General features: G+C 63.0%; 16 protein-coding genes. All 16 read left to right on the top strand.

Features of this window, described 5'->3' with window-relative positions; all coding sequences use genetic code 11:
- Positions 1-141: 141 nt before the first annotated feature.
- The 16 genes from KTJ77_RS07900 to KTJ77_RS07825 all read left to right on the top strand — a co-directional run bounded on the left by KTJ77_RS07900 (position 142) and on the right by KTJ77_RS07825 (position 18995).
- Positions 142-789, top strand: a complete 648-nt coding sequence (locus KTJ77_RS07900; RefSeq protein ID WP_217337864.1) for a DUF4956 domain-containing protein — start codon at positions 142-144, stop codon at positions 787-789.
- Entirely contained in the window at positions 789-1544 is a 756-nt protein-coding gene (locus KTJ77_RS07895) for a polyphosphate polymerase domain-containing protein (RefSeq protein WP_217337863.1), read from the top strand. Before KTJ77_RS07900 ends, KTJ77_RS07895 begins: the two co-directional genes overlap by 1 nt.
- A 240-nt stretch (positions 1545-1784) precedes the next feature.
- Entirely contained in the window at positions 1785-2831 is a 1047-nt protein-coding gene (argC, locus tag KTJ77_RS07890; protein WP_217337862.1) for an N-acetyl-gamma-glutamyl-phosphate reductase, read from the top strand.
- Positions 2828-3985, top strand: coding sequence for a bifunctional glutamate N-acetyltransferase/amino-acid acetyltransferase ArgJ (gene argJ, locus KTJ77_RS07885; protein ID WP_217337861.1), 1158 nt, complete (start codon positions 2828-2830; stop codon positions 3983-3985). The genes argC and argJ overlap by 4 nt, the downstream gene beginning before the upstream one ends.
- Positions 3982-4887 (top strand): acetylglutamate kinase, encoded by a 906-nt coding sequence (gene argB, locus KTJ77_RS07880; RefSeq protein WP_217337860.1) that lies wholly within the window; start codon positions 3982-3984, stop codon positions 4885-4887. The genes argJ and argB overlap by 4 nt, the downstream gene beginning before the upstream one ends.
- Entirely contained in the window at positions 4884-6092 is a 1209-nt protein-coding gene (locus tag KTJ77_RS07875) for an acetylornithine transaminase (RefSeq protein ID WP_217337859.1), read from the top strand. The genes argB and KTJ77_RS07875 overlap by 4 nt, the downstream gene beginning before the upstream one ends.
- Positions 6089-7024: an ornithine carbamoyltransferase gene (argF, locus tag KTJ77_RS07870; protein ID WP_217337858.1), complete on the top strand. Its 936-nt coding sequence runs from the start codon at positions 6089-6091 to the stop codon at positions 7022-7024. Before KTJ77_RS07875 ends, argF begins: the two co-directional genes overlap by 4 nt.
- Positions 7021-8442, top strand: a complete 1422-nt coding sequence (gene argH, locus KTJ77_RS07865; protein WP_217337857.1) for an argininosuccinate lyase — start codon at positions 7021-7023, stop codon at positions 8440-8442. The genes argF and argH overlap by 4 nt, the downstream gene beginning before the upstream one ends.
- A 117-nt stretch (positions 8443-8559) precedes the next feature.
- Entirely contained in the window at positions 8560-8982 is a 423-nt protein-coding gene (locus KTJ77_RS07860; protein ID WP_217337856.1) for a hypothetical protein, read from the top strand.
- A gap of 77 nt (positions 8983-9059) precedes the next feature.
- Entirely contained in the window at positions 9060-10361 is a 1302-nt protein-coding gene (tyrS, locus tag KTJ77_RS07855) for a tyrosine--tRNA ligase (RefSeq protein ID WP_217337855.1), read from the top strand.
- An 18-nt stretch (positions 10362-10379) separates the two neighbouring features.
- Complete coding sequence (locus KTJ77_RS07850) at positions 10380-11204, top strand: DUF4184 family protein (protein ID WP_217337854.1); 825 nt, start codon at positions 10380-10382, stop codon at positions 11202-11204.
- A gap of 66 nt (positions 11205-11270) precedes the next feature.
- The gene (locus tag KTJ77_RS07845; protein ID WP_217337853.1) at positions 11271-12077 is read left to right on the top strand and encodes a hypothetical protein; all 807 of its coding nucleotides are present in this window, start codon (positions 11271-11273) and stop codon (positions 12075-12077) included.
- 88 nt (positions 12078-12165) lie between these two features.
- Positions 12166-14907 carry a DUF2207 domain-containing protein gene (locus KTJ77_RS07840; protein ID WP_217337852.1) on the top strand — a complete coding sequence of 914 codons (2742 nt, stop codon included), beginning with the start codon at positions 12166-12168 and terminating at the stop codon, positions 14905-14907.
- A 157-nt stretch (positions 14908-15064) separates the two neighbouring features.
- Positions 15065-16717, top strand: coding sequence for a CTP synthase (locus tag KTJ77_RS07835; protein ID WP_367948901.1), 1653 nt, complete (start codon positions 15065-15067; stop codon positions 16715-16717).
- Positions 16710-17285 (top strand): NUDIX hydrolase, encoded by a 576-nt coding sequence (locus KTJ77_RS07830; RefSeq protein WP_217337850.1) that lies wholly within the window; start codon positions 16710-16712, stop codon positions 17283-17285. Before KTJ77_RS07835 ends, KTJ77_RS07830 begins: the two co-directional genes overlap by 8 nt.
- 162 nt (positions 17286-17447) lie before the next feature.
- Positions 17448-18995, top strand: coding sequence for an amino acid permease (locus KTJ77_RS07825; protein ID WP_254367397.1), 1548 nt, complete (start codon positions 17448-17450; stop codon positions 18993-18995).
- The last annotated feature ends 10 nt before the right edge of the window (positions 18996-19005 follow it).

The raw sequence follows: 19005 nt of genomic DNA, 5'->3' as shown, positions 1-19005 counted from the left end.
CTTTTTCGCGCTGTCATCTTGTCGCGACGTTCGCGTCGCGTTGTTCACTCTCGCGATACCTATGGAAACTCTTAGTGACGATTTAGAGGCGACTTAGAACCGATCTCCACGATGGAACTACCAAGACATCTAGGAGTCATCATGACCACGCAATCCATCATCATGTTGGGCGCCAACCTCGTTGCCGTTCTGATCCTCACGCTGGCGCTCTACTACCCGCGTCACCATCGCCGAGACCTCGTGGTCGCATTCACCGGCGTCAACATTGGCGTCTTCGCCGTCACCATTGTGCTCGGTTCCGCCGAGGTGGCGATGGGCCTCGGCCTCGGACTCTTCGGTGTGCTGTCCATCATTCGCTTGCGCTCATCCGAAATCTCACAACGCGAAGTGGCGTATTACTTCGCCGCACTCGCCATCGGGCTTCTGTTTGGCCTCGGTAACGCGCAGCTGTGGGTTCCTGTCGCCCTCGCCGCATTGATCCTCGCGGTCTTGGCGGTCGTTGACCACCCGGCGGTTTTCGCGAGCACGAGGCACCAAACCGTCAACCTCGACCGCGCCATAACAGCAGACGATGAGCTGACCCGGGTTCTGCAAGACCTGCTCGGTGCGACAGTGCGCTCGTTTACCGTGGAACGACTCGACCTGGTTAACGACACCACGCTCGTCACCGTGTGCTTTCGTGTCGACGCCGCACGCAAGCGCCGCCCGATGGCTCCGTCCCGCATGGTCATGCCGGTTCCGCCACGCACCGAAGTGCGCACAAGCGTTCTGGCGGGCGGGGGCAACTAATGCGTGAGATCAGCCGTTTCGATCCGATCAGCCTCGCCGACCTCGTCGCCGATGCCGGTCTCATGACGCGCCTTGATCGCAAATACCTGCTCCCCATCGCGGCGCTCGACTCGCTCTTTGGTCAGCTCGATCCGGCCACCCGCGTTTTGGAGATTGAGCAGGAGCGCACGTTTCGCTACCGCTCGGTGTACTTCGACACCCCCGACCTGAAGAGCTATCACACGGCCGCGCAGCCACGCAGACTGCGTTTCAAGGTGCGTACCCGTAGCTACGTTGAGACCGGGGGAGCGTTCGTCGAAGTCAAGCTGCGCGGTCCGCGTGGGGTCACCGCAAAGAGCCGTCGCGAAATCGCACACGAAGACGTCGATGACCTCACGGATGAGGCGCGTACCGAGGTTGCGCGCATGCTGGAGGCTGGCGCTGTTGATGGCGGCATCGCTTCGGATCTGCGCCCGACGGTCACGTCGACGTATGAGCGAACGACGTTGCTCGCTCACGAAGGGTTCGCACGCGCCACGATCGACACGGCGTTGGCGTGGCGAGATCATGAGGGCGAATGCCTCCGGCTACCGGATATGGCCATTGTGGAGACGAAATCGGCAGCGCAGCCCTCTGACATCGACCGGCGGCTATGGCGTATGGGCTACCGCCCGCAATCGATGAGTAAGTACGGCACAGGCATGGCGGTGCTCCGTCCACATTTGCCGTCAAACCGTTGGACGAGGCTCGTGCGCGGCCCTTTCTCCGGGCGCTGAAAACGGGCAGACCAGAGGGCGGCAGTTCCGCACGCGATTTGCCGCCCTCCACCCGACAGGAGTAACCTCACAGCATGCCTTTCGCGCAGACGCTGCCGACGCTCGCTTCGAGCGTCACTGTCGTGCGCCGACGTCGCGGCGGCCGCCGAATCTAGGCGACCCTGCGTTCAGTCCTGCGTATGCAGTGGAATGCCGGTGTCGCCGCCTTCGGCCCCCATTCCGCTGAATTAAGGTAGAGACATGACGTATTCGGTCGCCGTATCCGGCGCATCCGGTTATGCAGGCGGCGAGATTCTGCGCCTCCTGGCAAACCACCCCGACGTTGAGATTCGCACAGTTACTGCTCACTCCAACGCCGGTCAGCCCCTCGTGCAGCATCAGCCGCACCTCCGTTCGCTGCGGCACCTCACGCTGCAAGACACCACGCCGGAAATTCTTGCCGGCCACGATGTGGTCTTCCTCGCGCTGCCGCACGGCCAATCCGGTCAGTACACGGACGCGCTCGGCGACACGCCCCTCGTGATTGATGCCGGTGCCGACCACCGCCTGACCGACCCGGCCTCGTGGGAAGCGTTCTACGGCGGTCACTTCAACGACCCGTGGACGTACGGTGTGCCCGAGCTGCTGATCGGCGATGGCCGCAAGCAGCGCGAAAACCTCGTCGGCGCGAACCGTATTGCTGCCCCCGGATGCAACGCCTCGACCGTGAGCCTGAGCCTTGTGCCCGGCATCGCTGCCGGTGTGATCGAGTCTGATGACATCGTCAGCGTGCTCGCCGTTGGCCCATCGGGGGCAGGCAAGAGCCTCAAGACCAACCTTCTCGCGAGCGAAATTCTTGGTTCCGCCAACCCCTATGCCGTGGGCGGAACACATCGCCACATTCCCGAGATTCAGCAGGCCCTGAAGAACGCGGGTGCAGCAGACGTGACGCTGTCGTTTACGCCTGTGCTGGTTCCGATGTCGCGCGGAATTCTCGCGACGTCGACCGCGAAGATCGCCGAAGGCGTGACCGATGCGCAGATTCGTGACGCGTGGGAGAGCGCGTATGGCGACGAGACGTTTGTGCAGCTGCTGCCCGCTGGTCTCTTCCCGCGCACCGCAGATGTTGTGGGCGCGAACACCGCGCTGATGGGCCTCGCGATCGATCGTGCGGCGAACCGCGTGACCGTGGTGACCGCCGTCGACAATCTGGCCAAGGGCACCGCCGGTGCCGCCATTCAATCAATGAACATTGCGCTGGGGCTCGCCGAGAGCACCGGCCTGAGTGTGAACGGAGTAGCACCGTGAGTGTCACGGCAGCACAAGGATTCGAAGCCGCAGGCGTTGCGGTCGGCTTGAAGTCGACAGGCAACCGGGATGTTGCTGTCGTCGTCAACCGCGGGCCCCTCAAGGTGGGCGCCGCCGTTTTCACGTCCAACCGTGCCCAGGCAAACCCGATCATCTGGTCGAAGCAGGTCCTTCAGGACGGCGTCGTCGAAGCGATCGTGCTGAACTCGGGCGGCGCAAACTGCTTCACCGGTTCGTTCGGTTTTCAGACCACGCACCAGACCGCTGAAAAGGCCGCGGAACTCCTCGGCGTGAGCACAGGCGACGTCGTCGTGTGCTCCACCGGCCTCATCGGTTTCGGTGACGAAGACTTCCGTGCCAAGGTCCTCACGGGTGTCGAGCAGGGCATCGCCGGCCTATCTGTTGACGGCGGCGAAAACGCGTCACTCGCGATCATGACGACCGACTCCAAGGCTAAGACGGCCGTAGCGCACGGCGATGGCTGGACGATCGGTGGCATGGCGAAGGGGGCAGGCATGCTCGCACCCGGTCTCGCCACGATGCTTGTCGTCATCACGACCGACGCCGTGTTGACCGCTGAGCAGGCCGATCAGGCGTTGCGCGCGGCGACGAATGTCACATTTGACCGTCTCGACTCAGACGGTTGCATGTCGACCAACGATCAGGTCACACTGATGGTGTCAGGCGCGTCCGGCGTCACCCCCGATCTTGATGCGTTTGCCGCAGCGTTGCGTGACGTCAGCGACAGCCTGGCAGCTCAGCTGCAGAGCGACGCAGAAGGCGCCAGCCACGACATCACGATCGACGTGCAGAATGCGGCATCAGAAGCCGACGCCGTCGAGGTGGGTCGCTCGGTCGCTCGCAACAACCTATTCAAGGCCGCAATCTTCGGTAACGACCCGAACTGGGGTCGTGTGCTTGCAGCAATCGGAACCACGCAGGCCGAGTTTGACCCGTATGACGTCGACGTCTTCATGAACGGCGTGCGAGTCTGCACGGCAGGCGGCCCCGACCGCCCGCGCGAAGAGGTCGACCTCACCCCGCGCGCGACGAGCCTCGTCATCGACCTCAAGGTTGGTAGCGCTGAAGCTCGCATTCGCACCAATGACCTCACGCACGATTACGTTCACGAGAACAGCGCCTACGCCTCATGACAGATAAAGAACTTCAGGTCACTGACCCCATCGCGGCGTCAGACCGTGCCGCCATGCTGATCGAATCCCTGCCGTGGCTTAAGCGCTACCAGGGTGCGACGATCGTCGTGAAATACGGCGGCAACGCGATGGTGTCGGAAGAACTTCAAGACGCCTTCGCCGCCGACATGGCGTACCTGCGGTACGTCGGCATTCAGCCTGTCGTGGTGCACGGCGGTGGCCCACAGATCTCCAACATGCTGGATCGCCTGGCGATCCCGAGCGAGTTCAAGGGCGGCTACCGTGTCACATCGACCGAGGCGATCTCGGTGGTGCGCATGGTGCTGACCGGCCAAATCAACCCGCAGCTTGTTGCCAAGATCAACGCGCATGGCCCGATCGCGACCGGCCTCTCCGGTGAGGACGCTGGCCTGTTTGGTGGGCGCCGTCGTGGCGTCGTTGTGGACGGCGTCGAGGCTGACCTTGGCCGCGTTGGTGACGTCGTGCATGTTGACGCAACACCCGTGCTCGATCACCTCGCCGCGGGCCGCATCCCGGTCGTCTCATCGATTGCGCCCGACCTTGACCACCCCGGTCAGTCGCTCAACGTGAACGCTGACGCCGCGGCCGCCGCTCTTGCCGTGGCGCTCGGGGCACAAAAGCTCGTCGTCTTGACCGACGTGCCCGGCCTGTACGCCGATTGGCCCAACCGGGACTCGCTCGTGTCACACATGACGTCGACCGAACTTCGCGACATTATGCCGAGCCTGCAATCGGGAATGATTCCCAAGATGCAGGCGTGCCTTGATGCTGTCGACGGCGGTGTTGGTTCCGCCGCCATCATCGACGGCCGTGTGCCGCACTCGGTACTCGTCGAACTATTTACCAGTAAGGGAATCGGTACAGAGGTGGTAGCAGGATGACCTGGCAGGATGACGCAGCCCGCGACTTGACGAGCCTGGGCGGACGCCTGGCGCTGCTCGAGCGCGGCGAAGGCTCCTCGGTATGGGATGCCGATGGCAAGCGCTACCTCGACTTCCTCGGCGGCATCGCCGTGAACTCGCTCGGTCACTCGCACCCGGTGTTTGTGAACGCCGTGTCTCAGCAGGCCGCTGTGCTTTCGCACGTGTCGAACTACTTCGCCACGCAGCAGCAGCTCGATATGGCTGCTCGCCTCAAGCGTCTCGCCAACACGGGAGACGCCGGACGCGTGTTCTTCGCCAACTCGGGCTCGGAAGCCAACGAGACCGCGATCAAGCTGGCACGCCTGCACGGTGGCAAGTATGGCAAGTCGACGATTCTGAGCTTGAACCACGCCTTCCACGGCCGCTCGACCGGATCGCTCGCGCTCACGCCGAAGCCGATGTATCAAGACCCGTTCCGTCCGCTGCTTCCGGGTGTCGAGCACATCGACAACACGATTGAAGCGCTCGAAGCTGCTTTCACCGATGACGTTGCCGCGATCTTCATTGAGCCGATCCAGGGCGAAGCCGGTGTCGTCGAGCACCCCGAGGGTTTCCTCGTGCGTGCCCGCGAGCTCGCAACCGAGCACAACGCCCTGCTCATCGTCGATGAGGTCCAAACCGGAACCGGCCGTACCGGTGCCTGGTTCGCACACCAGGTGTACGGCGTGGTTCCCGACGCCATGACCCTTGCCAAGGGCATCGCTGGCGGCTTCCCGCTTGCCGCCATGGTGACGTGGGGCGAGGCCAGCGACCTGTTCTACCCCGGCACGCACAACTCCACGTTTGGTGGCAACCCGCTCGCGACCGCCGTCGGCAACGCCGTGCTTGGTCACATTGAAGACGCAGACCTGCTCACCAACGTGCGCAATCGCGGTGGCGAGATTCGTGCGGCTGTCGCGTCGTTGCCGCTCGTCACCGGAACCACGGGGCAGGGACTGCTGATTGGCATCCACTTGTCGGCACCGGTGGCAGGAGACGTTCGTGCCGCAGCGCACGAGCTCGGCCTGATCGTTAACGCGCCGACGGACGATGTCATTCGTATTGCCCCGGCCTTCACCATTGGCGACGCGGAAGTGGCTGAGTTCATTGACCTTTTCGGTCAGGCTCTTGCCACCGTCGTTGCCGCTCACCCCGAACTTCGCCCTGAGGAGACCAACTCGTGACCCGCCACTTCCTGCGTGACGACGACATTACGCCAGCCGAGCAGGCCGAAATCCTTGACCTGGCCGTCCAGCTCAAGGCTGATCGCTGGTCGCAGCAGCCGCTCGCCGGTCCGCAGACCGTCGCGGTCATCTTCGACAAGTCCTCCACCCGCACCCGCGTTTCGTTTGCGGTCGGTATCGCTGACCTCGGCGGCTCGCCGCTGATCATCTCGACCGCCAACAGCCAGCTCGGTGGCAAGGAAACCCCCGCAGACACCGCACGCGTGCTCGAGCGCCAGGTAGCGGCAATCGTGTGGCGTACCTACGCTCAGGCCGGTCTCGAAGAGATGGCTGCAGGCACACGCGTGCCGGTCGTCAACGCGCTGTCTGATGACTTCCACCCCTGCCAGTTGCTTGCCGACCTGCTCACGATCAAGGAGCACAAGGGTGAGCTTGCGGGGCTGACGCTGTCGTTCTTCGGCGACGGGCAGTCCAACATGGCGCACTCGTACGCGCTGGCTGGCGCCATGGCAGGAATGCACGTGCGCATCGCATCGCCCGTTGACTACGCACCGCGCGAAGATGTTGTCGCAGACGCTGACCGCATTGCCGCCGCAACCGGTGGCTCCATCACCCTGATGACCGATGTCAACGAGGCTGCCGCCGGCGCTGACATCATCGTCACCGACACTTGGGTGTCGATGGGTAAGGAAGAAGAAAAGCTGGCGCGGCTGCGCGACCTTGGCGAATACAAGGTCACGCAAGACGTCATGGCGCTGGCCGACAGCGACGCCATCTTCATCCACTGCCTGCCAGCTGACCGCGGCTATGAGGTTGACGCTGACGTGATCGACGGCCCCCAGTCTGTGATTTGGGACGAGGCGGAGAACCGCCTGCACGCGCAGAAGGCGCTGCTGGTGTGGCTGCTTGCTAAGCAGGGAGAAGCAGCATGAGCGAAGAACACGGAACCAATGAGGGCGCCCTGTGGGGTGCCCGCTTTGCGGGTGGGCCGTCGGCTGCGCTCGCCGCTCTCAGCAAGTCGACCCACTTTGACTGGGCGCTTGCCGAATACGACATTGCCGGTTCGCGTGCACACGCAATCGCGCTGAACGCGGCAGGCTACCTGACCGCTGACGAGCTCGTGGGCATGCAGACGGCCTTGGACCAACTGCAGGCTGATGTCACGTCGGGTGCGTTTGTCGCCGCCGAGTCTGACGAAGACGTGCACGGTGCCCTGGAGCGTGGTCTCATTGAGCGCGCTGGCGCTGAGCTCGGTGGCCGCCTGCGTGCCGGTCGCAGCCGCAACGACCAGATCGCGACGCTTGTTCGCCTGTATCTGCTCGATCATGCCGCGATCATCGCCGGTGAGGTCACCGGCCTCATCGACGCGCTCGCCGCGCAGGCCGACGCACACCCGGGCGCCATCATGCCGGGTCGTACGCACCTGCAGCACGCACAGCCCGTTCTGCTCGCACACCACCTGTTGGCACACACGTGGCCGCTCGTGCGCGACCTGGAACGCTTGCGCGACTGGCGTGAGCGCGCCAGCGTTTCGCCGTACGGTGGGGGAGCGCTCGCCGGATCAACCCTCGGGCTCGACCCGCAGTTGGTTGCCCGTGAGCTGGGCCTTGCCCGCCCGAGCGAGAACTCGATGGACGGCACCGCCGCCCGCGACGTTGTCGCCGAGTTCGCTTTTATCGCGACGATGATTTCGATCAACCTGTCGCGTCTGGCGGAGGAGATTATCCTCTGGAACACGCGCGAGTTCGGTTTCGTCACGCTTGATGACGCGTTCTCAACGGGCTCGAGCATCATGCCGCAGAAGAAGAACCCCGACATCGCCGAGCTCGCCCGCGGCAAGGCAGGCCGCGTGCTCGGCAACCTGACGGGCCTGCTGGCCACGCTCAAGGCCCTGCCGCTCGCATACAACCGCGACCTGCAGGAAGACAAGGAGCCGGTCTTCGACTCGGTCACCACGCTTGAGGTGTTGTTGCCGGCGTTCACCGGCATGATTGCAACGCTCACGTTCGATACCGACCGGATGGCCGAGCTTGCCCCCCAGGGCTTTTCGCTCGCCACCGATGTTGCCGAGTGGCTCGTCAAGCAGGGCGTGCCGTTCCGTGTCGCGCACGAAGTCTCGGGTTCGCTCGTGCGCGCCTGCGAGATTCGCGGCATCGGCCTGGAAGACGCTGACGACGCGCTGCTCGCCGAGGTGTCTGAACATTTGACGCCAGAGGTTCGCTCGGTGCTGTCGATTGCCGGTTCGGTTGCCAGCCGCAACGGAACCGGTGGCACGTCGCCCGCACAGGTTGCGATCCAGCGCGAGTCACTCACCGAACGCCTCAGCGAGCTCCGCGCCGTGTGGGGCTAACCCACCCCGTCTCGCTGATCAACCCCTTGTGATTTTGCCGTTGCATTTTGCAGGGAACACGCCGTGACCCGTGGGCTCGGTGGATCCTGGTGCCATCGGCGTGGCTAGGCTGACGCTATGACCCCTGCTGATGACGCCGTTGTGCCAACTCCCGGTGTTCTCCCGGAACTCGATGAGCAGGATCCGCGCCGCTATCGCATGAACATGGATTGGGTGTGGTCATCGGAGCACAATCGGGGCCTGCGCAAGAAGGCGACCGTGCGTGTGAAAGTCTCCACACCAGACACTGCGCAATTTCAGGATCTGTTTCACACGTGGGCCGCACACCTACATGGCCCGAGCGATGACATGACCTGGGTACACGGTGGGTGGTTTTGCCAGCGCGAAAGCATCGATCAAGACCGCGTTGTGCTGCTGTTCGGATCGGGTGGACAAGACGTTGCCGAATCGCTCGACTACGGAATCCAGTGGTTCTCCGGTGCGGTGCTCGGCGGTCTTCGGGAGGCAACCGTCACATGGGAAGAGCTCCCGCTGACGTAGCCACCGTTCAGTGAGCGCAGGAGGCGGAACGCGTCACACGCGCGGGGCGGCTCCGCGCCGCTGATAACCTGGAGGGTATGTCAACTCAACCGGTTAACACGGCCGCGGTGGCGAACGACTCAACGTTTGAAAACGTCTGGGACGAAATCGTTTGGCGCGGACTCGTGCATGTGTCCACAGATCAGGATGCGCTTCGTGCGCTGCTTGCTGGGCCGCCGGTTACGTATTACTGCGGCTTTGACCCGACCGCACCGAGCCTGCACCTCGGTAATCTCGTGCAGTTGCTGCTGCTTCGTCGTCTGCAGCTCGCCGGCCACAAGCCGCTCGGTCTTGTCGGTGGTTCCACTGGTCTCATTGGCGACCCGCGCCCGACGGCAGAACGCACGCTGAACACGCGCGAAACCGTCGAAGAATGGGTGTCGAAGCTGCGCGGTCAGGTCGAGCGCTTCTTGAGCTTCGAGGGCGACAACGCCGCTCGCATGGTGAATAACCTGGACTGGACGGCACCGCTTTCTGCGATCGACTTCCTCCGCGAGGTTGGCAAGAACTTCCGTGTCGGAACCATGCTGAAGAAGGACGCCGTGTCTGCGCGTCTGAACTCGGACGAGGGCATCAGCTACACCGAGTTTAGCTACCAGGTGCTGCAGGGCATGGACTTCTTGGAGCTGTACCGCCAGTACGAGTGCGTACTGCAGACCGGTGGCTCTGACCAATGGGGCAATCTCACCAGCGGCACCGATCTGATCCGCAAGAGCGAGGGCACGTCGGTGCACGCGATTGGCACGCCGCTGATCACCAACAGCGACGGAACCAAGTTTGGTAAGAGCGAGGGCAACGCAATTTGGCTGGATGCCACGATGTGCAGCCCGTACCGGATGTACCAGTTCTGGCTGAACACCGACGACGCTGACGTGATCGCCCGCCTCAAGGTATTCACGTTCCTGACGCGCGCTGAGATCGAAGAGTACGAGCAGAAGGTTGCCGATGAGCCGTTCCGTCGTGAGGCGCAAAAGCGTCTCGCACTCGAGGTCACCGCGTACGTGCACGGAGCTCAGACGACCGCTGACGTGATTGCCGCTTCTGAAGCGCTGTTCGGTCAGGGTGACCTGGCAGCCCTTGACGCTGAGACGCTGCGGGCGTCGCTGGGAGAGCTTCCCAACGCCACCCTTGCGCCGGAGACGACCGTTGTGCAGGCGCTGCTTGACACCGGTCTGGTCGCCAGCGCGAGCGAAGCGCGCCGCGCAATTTCGCAGGGCGGCGTTTCGCTCGACGGCGAGAAGGTCGCCGCAGACGACGCTGTCGTGACGTTTGCGTTGCCTGGCGACGTGAGTGTGCTACGTCGCGGCAAGAAGGCCCTCGCGGGCCTCTTCCGCGGATAAGCGATACGGCAAGCTGACGTGCCATTCACGCCCAGCCATGCCGTTATTGCGCTGCCGTTTCTGCGCACACCCCTCATTCCCGCTGCGATCGCCGTGGGGGCCATGACACCCGACCTTCCGCTGTTTGTGCGGCAGGTGGTTCCGTCGTATTCCACGACGCATGACCTCACGGCGATTGTGCTCACGGGCGGAATTGCCCTCGTGCTGTTACTGCTGTGGCGTTGTGTGATGCGCCCGGCCGCGGTGCATCTGCTGCCCGGATTCATTGCCGAGCGCCTCCCCGCGGCGTGGCAGCAGAATACGCGGGCGACGATGCGCGAAACGTTCGTCGGCTCGCCGGGGCCGGTGACGGCGAGCGGAACCATGAAGCAGGTCGGTTGGCTGCTGCTTTCGCTTGCCATCGGGATCGTCTCACACGTCGTGTGGGACTCCTTCACTCACGAAGGGCGCCAGCACTACGCCTGGCTCGACGCGGCCTGGGGGCCGTTGCCGGCATTCAAGTGGCTCCAACATGCGTCAAGCGCACTGGGTCTGGGGATTCTCACGATCTGGGGTGTCAGGTGGCTGGCGCGGCAACGTCGCGCGTCTATTAACCGGCTCCTGCCCGCGTGGCTTCGCACCCTCTGGGTGGTCGCGCTGCCAGCCAGCCTCATCGTCGCAACCGTGTGGGGCTTCATTGCCTATGGGCCGCTCACGAGCGAATGGACCATCGCACACTTGGCGTATCGCGTTCTGCCGCCCGCGTGCGCGGTCTGGGCCCTGTTCACTCTCGCGCTCTGTCTTGGGGTGCTGGCGCGCACGCGGCGTCAGCCGGTGCGCGCCACAGGCGCACCCCAGTCGTAGCTCCGTTATCGCGGTCGCGCACCGTGCCCACTGTTGCGCGGCGCGGTGTTCTGCTATTTTTCGCGCATGAGTGACATGCCGAACGGATTTCCGCCTCCGAACCAGCACCCTGCTCCGTCAGGCGCACCAAACCCTGGTTCCACTCCTGCGCAGCATCAGCCGGGCACGCCCGCGATGCCGCAGCAGCCCGCCTATCCCGCCGCGCAACCGCCGCAGGGGATGCCACAGCAACAACAGCCATATCCCGGAATGCCACAACAGCCGTATCAAGGTGGGGCACAACAGTCGGATCCCGGAGCGGCCCAACAGCCGGCACCGTACGGCTACACCGCGCAACCAAACAGCGCGCCAGGGTATCCCGGACAGATGGGCTACGACGCCGCGCAGACGAGCGGCGGTCTGAAATACGACGCCGCAGGCAAGCCGAAATATCCAGCACCGTATCTCGCAGCGATTATTGTGCTCGGCATCGGTCTGGCATTCGCGCTGTTCTCGGTCGTGCAGTCGTTTAGCTCAGTGGGCGATGTTGCTGCCGTGTTGGGCGATGATCACGAGCTGACGGGCAAGATCCGGTTGCTCGCTTGGCTCACGCTCGCCACAGTCATAGTCAATGCGGCCGCATTCGTCGGAATCGTGCTGGGGATGGCATGGGGCCGCATCGTCTACCCGGCGATGTTTGTCATCAACATCATCGCCGTGCTCATCGTCTTCGCCGGCCTCGGCGGAATCAACGTTGCCGACGTGACCAGCCTGATCTCCCTCATCCTGCCGATCCTGGTGATTGTCGCGCTGTGGGTTCCGATTTCGACGCAGTACCTGAAAGCGATGGCACAATGGCGCCAACGTCAGCAGGGTGTCGCACCCGCGTTCTAGTCGCAGCACGTGACCTACACGCGCCGTCGAGCTTCGTGCTCGGCGGCGCGTCACGTTTAGACTGGCAACGTTTTGAAGGGGGAGTGCTGTGTCAGCGACGTCAGCAGGCGAACACCCGCACGAGGATGTGCGACCTGCCGGCGCTGTCGATGCTCCTGAAGGTCCGCAGTACACCCCGTTGTGGCGCTCGCTTGCCTGCATACTTCAGACGCTGGAAAACTATTCGCGTCGCGTTGGTTCGATCAATGTGCGCGCGCCGATCATTATCGTCAGTGTTCTCATCACAATCGTCTTCGTGGCGATGGCGATCGCTCCCGGCTCAACGTCGGTCGATTGGCGAGGCGGCGAAGCGAGCTGGGCGGCTCTCGAGAAGCAGGCGAAGGAGCACCTTACGCCGTTGGACGCGACCGCAGACCTCGACGTTCAACTGAGCTTGAGCGCGAACAGCGCCGACCAACTGCGCGTTGAGGTCACCGAGAACATCACCTTGGACGCGGCGTTTCCTGGAGAGTTTCAACGCATCGTGCCAACGCGCATTGGGCTGAACGAGATCTACGAGACAAACCTGTCGATCAGCGTGAATGGCGTTGCCGTCGACGAGAAGTTCTCGCACCTCAACGAGACATATCTGGCGCGCGCCGTCGTCGCCGTGGAGGCAGGCAAGAACACGATTGAGCTGTCGTACCAGCTCGACAACATGGCATTCGATGAGGGTACGCAGAACACGTTGGCGTGGAACGTGCTTGGTGCGGCCTGGCCCACTGACCTCAACAGCCTCGACGTTGCGATCACCGCACCGACGGAGATCGCTGACCGCATTGTGACCGCACCGGAAGTGTCGGACTCGGAGCATGACTGGTGGGCAAAGCCGTTCGAAGCCGAGGTGGGGGAATCATCAACGACCTATCGCGTCGACGTGAACTCCAGCGAGGGTGACGGAATCGTCGAAGTTCGGATGGGCTTTGCTCCCGATACCTTCGCCGTTTCCCGCGCTCAATCGGGCACCATCGTGTTTGCCCTGCTACCCATGGTTCCGCTTCTGCTGCTCGGCGGTGTCATCGTCTTTGCCATCGCTGCTCGACGCATTGCGTGGGGCGACGCACGCGGGCGCGGATGGATTGTGCCGCAGAGCGAGCCGCCCGCGATCGCGGCTTATGTCGCTGCTCGACGCGCAGGAAATCCGCAATCCATCGCTGTCGCGGACGCGTTAGAGCATCGTGCCGAGGCAGACGATCCGCAAGACAAACTCCGTATCGCACGCCGCGCGAAGCGCATCGTGCTGCGCAATGAGCCCCCGGTCTCCACCGACGCGATGATGGCGCGTCACCTCGAGAAGAAGCACCACCTGAGGCGCAAACGCACCGGTATCGTGCTCGAATCTTTCATCATGGCCACGATCGTTCTGCTGGCCGCTCAGCTCGCCGTTTTGCGTCAGATGGCGATTCGCTCGTCCAGTATTCCGGGCTGGTGGATGCTGATCGTGATTGGTCTCACGGTAGCCGCGGCGATCACCGTGTTCGTACTGGTGTCGGGGCGCGACCCGCTGTCACGCGAGGGCGCACTCTACAAAGAACATATTGCGGGCATCGAGCTGTACATCACGCAGACCCAGTTGCGCTCGCGCGTGACGGCATCTGACCGCCTGCTGCCATACGTCGCGATGTTCTCTGATCGCGGAGAAGTACGAGAGCTCTTCGACCGGGTCTTTCCCGAGTTGGAACCAGCAAAGGCGCCGCGGCTGCGTGGCAATCCCCGCGTGCGGTGGGTGTGGCTCGGGCTCATCGTTCCCATCGCTCTGGTCGTGCTTGCGAGCGTCGCAGGGCCCATCGCAACTCCGGACGGGCGCGACGTCTACGCGCAGACGCACGCAACGACGCCGGAAGCTGCGAGCATCGCAGGCACCCTGACGCGTGACGGCGACGATCTCGTGCTCGCGGTGCGGGAAGAAGTTACCGTGCTCGTTGACGATGTATCGCGGTATGGGGTGCCGTCCTATGGGGTGCAATACCCAACGGCCGACGGGTGGAACCGGTGGGACGTCGCGGTTCGTGGGGTGTGGATCGATGGAGTGCCTGCGCGATTCCGCGCGGAAACCGGAGACACCGCCGTTGCGGTGGAAATTGAGGTCGATGGCGCTATCGGCGAGAGTTTCGTTGTGCGCATCGACACCGAAGTGCGCCATCCGGTGCAGATGCTGGACGCAGGCGGAACCATCGTGCCGCACCTGGTGTGGGATGCGACGCAAAGCATTGATCGAGTCACGCAAGACACCGTGCCGGGCGTTTCGGCAGCGGTGTCGACCCTCACGATTGCGCCAGACGTGGTGCCGCTCATTGTCGGCAGCAGTGTGCCCCTCTCCGAGACCGGCGATGGGCTCGTGTTGTCCATCCAAACACCGCGGGTGGGGGACGCGCACCGGTACGATCTGACGCTCGATTCGAGCTTGGTCAGTGAGCAAGACCGCATCGACCGGTGGTGGCGCACGGCGAGCACCGTGGGAGTCTTGGCTGTCGTGATTGCGGTTGCCGCGGCGCTGCTTGCGGCGGCGATCGTCTGCGTCGTGATGGCGCGGCGGTCAGGTCGCTGGGTGGGGCAGCTGTCTGGTGTTCTGATCGGTGCTGCTGTGGTCTGGCTCATCCTGTGGGCAGCGCTGTACATAGCGTTCGGCTCGCGCGGCTATTTTGACGGGTTCAGCGGCCTCCAAAATGCCGGGTTGATGAGCCTCGCTGCGGGCGCGCTGGCGATCATCGCTGCCGTACAAAACCACAATCACCTGAAACCACCTGAGCGACCCCGCTCCATCCGATGGCGGCAGTGGGGGAGCGACTGACGCGCCGGAGAGAATGCCCCCGGATCAGGCAAATGCGCAGACCCTGACCGGAACTCAGATACCGGTGATAGCATGGAAGCCCGTGGCGGATAATTTCTCTGGTAACGGCTCATCTTCTTCTTCTGCACCTCAGGCTTCGGCCAAGGTCACCAAGCATATTTTTGTGACCGGAGGTGTGGTTTCCTCCCTGGGTAAGGGCCTCACCGCCGCCAGTCTCGGCAATCTGCTGACTGCTCGCGGACTCCACGTTGTCATGCAAAAACTTGACCCGTACCTCAACGTCGACCCGGGCACCATGAACCCGTTCGAACACGGTGAAGTCTTCGTGACCGATGACGGGGCGGAGACCGACCTCGACATCGGACACTACGAGCGCTTCCTCGGCATCAACCTGTCGCGTGCGGCAAACGTGACGACCGGTCAGATCTACTCCGAGGTCATCGCCAAGGAGCGCCGCGGCGACTACCTGGGTGCAACCGTGCAGGTCATTCCGCACATCACCGATGAGATCAAGCGTCGTATGCGTCTGCAGGCCTCGAACGACCCGCAGCCCGACGTGATCATCACGGAAGTCGGTGGCACGGTCGGCGACATCGAGTCGCAGCCGTTCCTGGAAGCTGCCCGCCAGATTCGTCACGAACTCGGCCGCGGCAACGTGTTCTTCACGCACGTATCCCTGGTTCCGTTCATGGGTGCATCGGGTGAGCAGAAGACCAAGCCCACGCAGCACTCGGTCGCAGCGCTCCGCTCCATCGGTATTCAGCCCGACGCGCTCGTGCTCCGCTCCGACCGCCCAGTCACCGAATCGAACAAGCGCAAAATCGCGCTCATGTGTGACGTTGACGAAGACGCCGTCGTGAACGCCGTCGATGTGCCGTCGATTTACGACATCCCCAGCATGCTCAACAACCAGGGCCTTGACGAGTACATCGTTCGCGCCTTCGGTCTCACGGAGAAGGCAACGGATGTCGACTGGTCGCGCTGGCAGAAGGTTCTGAACGCCGTTCACAACCCGAAGAACGAAGTCACGATCGGTCTTGTCGGCAAGTACATTGACCTCCCTGACGCTTACCTTTCGGTCACCGAAGCCCTGCGTGCAGGCGGCTTTGCCCACGAGACCAAGGTCAACATCACCTGGATCGCGTCTGACCTGTGCGAAACCCCGGACGGCGCGGAAAAGCACCTTGCGGCTCTCGACGGCATCGTGGTTCCTGGTGGATTCGGCATCCGTGGCATCGAAGGCAAGCTGGGCGCGCTGAAGTTCGCTCGCGAGCAGGGCATTCCCACGCTCGGCATCTGCCTCGGCCTGCAGTCGATGGTCATCGAATATGCACGCAACGTGGCTGGTATCGCTGGCGCGTCGTCCACCGAGTTTGACCCGGAGGCTGCGGCTCCCGTCATCGCCACGATGGCTGAGCAGGTCGACATCATCGCCGGTGGCGACTTGGGCGGAACCATGCGCCTTGGTCTGCAGGAAGCAAACCTGCTGGAAGGTTCCATTGCTGCGGAGATCTACGGCGCCACGACGGCGTCTGAGCGCCACCGTCACCGCTACGAGGTCAACAACGCCTACCGCGCACAGCTTGCTGAAGCAGGACTGGTGTTCTCTGGCATCAACCCTGAGCACGACCTGGTGGAGTACGTTGAGCTGCCGCGCGACGTGCACCCGTACTACATTTCGACGCAGGCGCACCCCGAACTGCGTTCGCGGCCGACGCAGGCGAACCCGCTGTTTGCTGGTCTGATTGGGGCATCGCTTGACCGTCACAAGTCCAGCGAACTGTTCCAGGACGACTCGCAGGATGACTAAATTCCGCGACGAGCCCGCGGACGTGACGATCCAGAATACGGATCGTCCGTTCCGCGGGCGCGTGTGGGACGTGCATAACGACACGATCCTGTTCGCAGGCGAGACGCTGCACCGCCACTACATTGCGCACCCCGGTGCCGCCGCCGTCGTGGCGCTCGATGAAGACGATCAGATTCTGATCCTGCAGCAGTACCGCCACCCGATTCGGGAGCGCGACTGGGAGGTTCCGGCCGGCCTTCTCGACGTGCCAGGCGAAGACCCGATCGTTGCCGCACAGCGTGAGCTCGCGGAAGAGGTTGATCTGCAGGCGGCAACGTGGGATCACCTGCTGTCGTTCACGCCGACGCCGGGTTCCAGCAGCGAGGTCATTCACGTATACCTTGCCCGCGACCTTTCGCACGTGGTCACCGACTATGTGCGCGAGGGCGAAGAGGCTGAAATTGTGCCGCACTGGGTGAGCCTGGACGACGCCGTTTCTGCGGCGCTTGCCGGGCAGTTCCGCAACGGAACCTTGGCGCTGGGTGCGCTGGCTGCGGCTGAGTTTCTGCGCCGCGAGCGCGCAGCCTAAGCACGGCATATTCGCCGCGTTAACGCTCTGTTCGCGCGCCCGTGTGCGAACTGCTTCCCATCAAATTCTCTAAACGGTTTGAAGTCAGACCATTGACAAGCGCCTGCTCTGGGCGCAAAAATCGCTCAACCGTTCCTTTCTGAGAATTTGATGGGAAGTAGTATGAGCACAGAATCAACCAAAGCGACAACGCCGTCGCACGACGAAGACGCGGCAGAGCTTGCCGCGCTTGGTTACAAGCAAGAACTACACCGAGGACTCAGCGGATTCAGCAACTTTGCTGTCTCCTTCTCAATCATTTCGATCCTCGCCGGATGTATCACCTCGTTCAACATCGCCATGAAGTCTGGCGGGCCGGTCGCGATCAACATCGGTTGGCCACTCGTCGGTATCTTCGTGCTGTGCGTCGCGCTCGCGATGGCGGAGATTTGCTCGAAGTACCCCACCGCAGGCGGCCTGTACTTCTGGGCGGGACGACTCGCAAAGAAGAACAAGCGCCAGTGGGCATGGTTCGTCGGGTGGTTTAACTTCCTCGGCGAAGTCGCCGTGACCGCCGCCATCGACTACGGCGCCGCGATGACGACGATGGCGTTCCTGAACCTGCTGTGGGGCGTTGAGGTCAACCCCTACAACACGTTCCTCACCTTCGTCATCATCATCCTGATCCACGCCGCGCTCAACACGTTCGGCGTGAAGCTCGTGGCCTTTCTCTCCACGGTGTCCGCGTGGTGGCATATCGTCGGTGTGGCCATCATCGTCGGCGTGCTGTGGCTTTTGCCGCCTACGCACCAGTCACCAAACTGGTCGTTCACGACATGGCACAACGAAACCGGCTGGACGAACGGATTCTTCGTCTTCCTGCTTGGCCTGCTCATGGCGCAGTACACGTACACCGGATACGACGCCTCCGCGCACGTCGCAGAAGAGACGAAGAACGCAGCGACGGCCGCCCCGAAGGGCATCGTGATGAGCGTTCTGATCTCGATCATCGGTGGTTGGATTCTGCTCTTCAGCATCGTTTCGGCGATTCAGGATGGCTCAGAAGAGGGCCTCACGAAGATCACATCGACCGGCACGGGGTCTGGCCCCGCGCAGATCTTCCTGGACGCGCTGGAAGGCAACCCGGGCGTCGCTCAGGGACTGCTCGCGATTGTCGTCGTCGCCCAGTTCTTCTGCGGTATGGCATCGGTCACCGCCAACAGCCGTATGACCTACGCCTTCTCGCGCGACAACGCGATTCCTGGTTCCAAGATCTGGGCGAAGGTGAACCCGCGCACGGGTACACCCACGAACTCGATCTGGCTGTGTGTTGTGCTGTCGATCATCCTGGCAACGCCGGCGCTGTTCAGCTTCACCGCGTACGCGGCCGTGACGTCGGTTGCGGTCATCGGCCTCTACATCGCGTACGTCACACCCGTGTTGCTGCGTCGCCTCGACACGAAGTGGGAGCCGGGCGTGTGGAACCTCGGCAAGTGGTCGACGCTCGTCGGCTGGATCGCCGTTGTGTGGGTTGCCATCATCATCGTGCTGTTTGTGCTCCCGCCGTTCGCCGACATCAACGTCGACACCTTCAACTACTCACCCATTGCGGTAGCGGTGGTGGCGATTCTGGCGATCGTGCTCTGGTACGCCTACGGCAAGCGCGACTTCATGACGCAGGCTGAAGCAGAGCACCTCACCAAGAACGCTGACGAACTGCTCGAAGAGTGAATACCTGAGG

The organism is Microbacterium sp. NC79 (genome assembly GCF_019061125.1).
Taxonomy (GTDB): Bacteria; Actinomycetota; Actinomycetes; order Actinomycetales; family Microbacteriaceae; genus Microbacterium.
This window is presented reverse-complemented; position numbering and strand designations above follow the sequence as displayed.

Bases quoted from the DNA above. Each gene is read 5' to 3' on its own strand.
- KTJ77_RS07900 (WP_217337864.1), top strand. From the start codon at position 142: ATGACCACGCAATCCATCATCATGTTGGGCGCCAACCTCGTTGCCGTT.
- KTJ77_RS07895 (WP_217337863.1), top strand. From the start codon at position 789: ATGCGTGAGATCAGCCGTTTCGATCCGATCAGCCTCGCCGACCTCGTC.
- argC (WP_217337862.1), top strand. From the start codon at position 1,785: ATGACGTATTCGGTCGCCGTATCCGGCGCATCCGGTTATGCAGGCGGC.
- argB (WP_217337860.1), top strand. From the start codon at position 3,982: ATGACAGATAAAGAACTTCAGGTCACTGACCCCATCGCGGCGTCAGAC.
- KTJ77_RS07875 (WP_217337859.1), top strand. From the start codon at position 4,884: ATGACCTGGCAGGATGACGCAGCCCGCGACTTGACGAGCCTGGGCGGA.
- argH (WP_217337857.1), top strand. From the start codon at position 7,021: ATGAGCGAAGAACACGGAACCAATGAGGGCGCCCTGTGGGGTGCCCGC.
- KTJ77_RS07860 (WP_217337856.1), top strand. From the start codon at position 8,560: ATGACCCCTGCTGATGACGCCGTTGTGCCAACTCCCGGTGTTCTCCCG.
- tyrS (WP_217337855.1), top strand. From the start codon at position 9,060: ATGTCAACTCAACCGGTTAACACGGCCGCGGTGGCGAACGACTCAACG.
- KTJ77_RS07845 (WP_217337853.1), top strand. From the start codon at position 11,271: ATGAGTGACATGCCGAACGGATTTCCGCCTCCGAACCAGCACCCTGCT.
- KTJ77_RS07830 (WP_217337850.1), top strand. From the start codon at position 16,710: ATGACTAAATTCCGCGACGAGCCCGCGGACGTGACGATCCAGAATACG.
- KTJ77_RS07825 (WP_254367397.1), top strand. From the start codon at position 17,448: ATGAGCACAGAATCAACCAAAGCGACAACGCCGTCGCACGACGAAGAC.